The following is a 3,100-nucleotide window of genomic DNA, read 5'->3' as shown; positions in this document are numbered from 1 at the left end:
ATTTTTATGTAAAGTTTATAATTAGTCTCACGCTACTATCCTTTGCTGTCAGCCTAATTATTTCATTGTTACTGAGGCGTCGTTTTTTAAGCCCCATTTTATATTTAGCTCAAACAGCTAACGACATCACTAAATCAAATGACTATAGTTTACGTGCCGAGCAACTCTCTAATGATGAGGTTGGCGAATTAACAGTATGTTTTAACGATATGCTCTATACAATAGAGCAACGTGAACACGCTTTAGAAAATCAAGTTAAAACACGTACCCAAGAGCTTGAAAATGCTAACAGCGAACTTCACCGCTACGCATACCAAGATGGTTTAACCGACTTACCTAATCGTCGTTTTTTCTACGAAGAAATACAAACGCTTATCAGTAATGACAATACAAGCTTTGCATTGATATTTTTAGATCTTGATGGCTTTAAAGACGTTAATGATAGCCTAGGCCATGACTACGGAGATTTACTGTTACATCATGTAGCCAATAGACTCAAAGCATGCATAAAAGATGAGGATATAATTGCAAGATTAGGCGGAGACGAATTTACATTAATTTTAAAAAACGCTAACCAAACAATCGCTGTTAAAGTTGCTGATAAAATCAAACAAGCATTATTAAAACCGATACAATTAAAAGAAGAAACTGTATGTGTTACCGCAAGTATTGGGATTACTCTTTATCCTGAGCATGGTAGTACAGTAGAAAAGCTTGTAAAACGTGCAGACCAAGCAATGTATTTGTCTAAAAAGAAAGGTAGAAATAGGTACGAATTTTTCTCTTACTCAATTGAAGAAAAAGCAACTGAGAAAAGAAAACTCATTGAAGAAATAAAACTTGGTTTAAAAGAAAGTCAGTTTGAGTTGTACTATCAACCTATTTTTTCTGTTGACGGTAAGAGCATTACTAAAGCCGAAGCATTGATCCGCTGGAATCATCCACAAAAAGGATTAATAGGGCCCAATGAATTTATCCCTGTGGCAGAAAAAAATGGCTTAATAAGCGACATAGGCCGCTGGGTGAAATCGCAAGCAATACAAGACTGCACTTTATTCAATAAAATATCTAAACGCCTTATACAAGTTAGTGTTAATACCTCACCACTGGAGATTGATCGCTCTGGTGAGTGGGTTGAGCAATGGATACAAGCAAGCGAACAATTCAATTTACCCGGACACTCTGTCTTAATAGAAGTAACAGAGAACACCCTAATGGGAACTGATTCAGAAATAAAACGACAGCTCAAGCGCCTAAGTGAATTTCAAATAGATGTTGCTATTGATGATTTTGGCGTGGGTTACTCATCACTGGCATACTTACAACGATTAGATATCGACATCCTTAAAATAGATCGTTCATTTATAAAGGATATAGAAAAAAATGATAATAGCATTGCACTAGTAAGGGCTATTATCACAATGGCCCATAACTTAAATGTGGAAGTAGTTGCTGAGGGAGTAGAAAAACAAGAGCAGTACATGTTACTAAAACAGATGCAATGTGATTATATTCAAGGCTATTACTTTTCTAAACCAGTTTCAAAAAAGGTGTTTGTCAGCGAATTCATTGAAGAATAACGCACAATTAAAACCAGCGAGGCACTACCTGTGAATATTGTTTATATTCAACTTTAAAGCTCTCGGTTAAATGCTTTTCCTCTACCAGAGTTTGCCTGTATATAGCTGCGACCCCAATGACTAAGCATATTAGACTAAATAAGCTTGGCAACGCTAAGAAAAATCCAATTTGAGCGGCTATCACGCCCAAATACATTGGGTTTCTAGAAAACTGATATAACCCTTTTGTTTTTAATTCCCGTGGACCGTTTGGATCAACTCCTGAACGCCATAATGAAGCCATATTAAAATGAACAAGCATCGATAAAGCAAAACCTGCTGTCAAAAGTACATTGCCAAACATAACACCGGGCCAATCATTCAAACCAGCAAAAAGCCCTAAGTAATTATCAAGTGAAGGAACAAACACTCGCAATACACATACAAACCATATCAAGGCTCTAAAGAACTTAAACGCAGTATGGTTCCACCAACTTGCACAATACTTAACTCCAGGAAAAACAATGTTTTCTTTCTCAGTACGTGACATATAAATAATTCTATAGGTATAAAAACCTGCTACAAAGGTATAAAACAAAGCAAGGTAGATACGAGTAAACTCTATTAAAGAAGGTGAGTCATCGATAAATAAGGGGAAAGACATAGAGGACCCTAAATGAGTAAAAACGTTAACAAAAGGAGAGCATAAAGCCCATAAGGACTTTTAACAAGTAAAGTTAAACAAAACCAATAATAACTTATCTCTATAAAAGTATTAGCCAATACGCTTATTTAAATCGCTAGTATTTTTTATATTGTTATAAAACTTAAATCAATACATAGAGAAGTAAATCTGTAAAAGTCATCGTGAAATAGAAATTATTATTGTGTCAAGGCACAAGGCAGCCATGTATGGTGATCGCCTTCGAGCTCTTTTGTGTGGCTGCGCTTTAGAGAAGAAAATGTTAAATATTACTTTTCTGTAGACGTAAAAAAGCCGCTTCATTTCTGAAGCGGCTTTCTACAATTTGAAGCCTGGTAATGTCCTACTTTCACATAGCAAATGCTACACTATCATCGGCGCTGTTTCGTTTCACTACTGAGTTCGGCATGGGATCAGGTGGGTCCAAAACGCTATTGTCACCAAGCAAATTAGGTGCAAAGGATTAATGACAAGCACGGAGTGCTTCTTTTTCCTTTGCGCAAGGTGCCTCAATGTTAACGCTACGCGCTAAGAGTCACCTCATAAATTTGGAAAATATCTGATAATATTTTTTAAGTCTTTCTGTCAGTAATATCTACTTTAGTCATTAACTTCTGTCTTAACTGTCACACAAAACGCGTTTGGCGTTGTATGGTTAAGCCTCACGGGTAATTAGTACAAGTTAGCTTAATGGCTCACACCACTTCCACATCTTGCCTATCAACGTTGTAGTCTTCAACGGCCCTTCAGAGACTTTAAAAGTCTAGTGAGAACTCATCTCGAGGCCTGCTTCGCGCTTAGATGCTTTCAGCGCTTATCAGTTCCGAACGTAGCTACC

Annotated in this window: 2 protein-coding genes and 2 rRNA genes; 1 reads left to right on the top strand and 3 read right to left on the bottom strand. The window is 36.8% G+C overall.

Translation table 11 applies throughout. From position 1 onward, the window contains the following. Positions 1–1,580, top strand: a 1,580-nt coding sequence (locus BCG07_RS17700) for a putative bifunctional diguanylate cyclase/phosphodiesterase (RefSeq protein ID WP_286891330.1), incomplete at its 5' end; no start/stop codon positions are given. A gap of 7 nt (positions 1,581–1,587) precedes the next feature. Here BCG07_RS17700 and BCG07_RS17695 read toward each other — a convergent pair. From BCG07_RS17695 to BCG07_RS17685, 3 genes are all read right to left on the bottom strand, one after another. Next, positions 1,588–2,223: a methyltransferase family protein gene (locus BCG07_RS17695; protein ID WP_286891328.1), complete on the bottom strand. Its 636-nt coding sequence runs from the start codon at positions 2,221–2,223 to the stop codon at positions 1,588–1,590. Between the two features lie 369 nt (positions 2,224–2,592). Next, positions 2,593–2,707, bottom strand: a 5S ribosomal RNA gene (gene rrf / locus BCG07_RS17690). A 206-nt stretch (positions 2,708–2,913) separates the two neighbouring features. Then, positions 2,914–3,100: ribosomal RNA gene (locus tag BCG07_RS17685) — 23S ribosomal RNA — on the bottom strand; the annotation flags it as partial.

The organism is Pseudoalteromonas sp. ESRF-bin5 (assembly GCF_002632075.1).
GTDB classification, from domain to species: Bacteria; Pseudomonadota; Gammaproteobacteria; order Enterobacterales; family Alteromonadaceae; genus Pseudoalteromonas; species Pseudoalteromonas marina.
This window is presented reverse-complemented; position numbering and strand designations above follow the sequence as displayed.

Coding starts and splice junctions, on each gene's coding strand:
- BCG07_RS17695 (WP_286891328.1), bottom strand. CDS start 2,223: ATGTCTTTCCCCTTATTTATCGATGACTCACCTTCTTTAATAGAGTTT.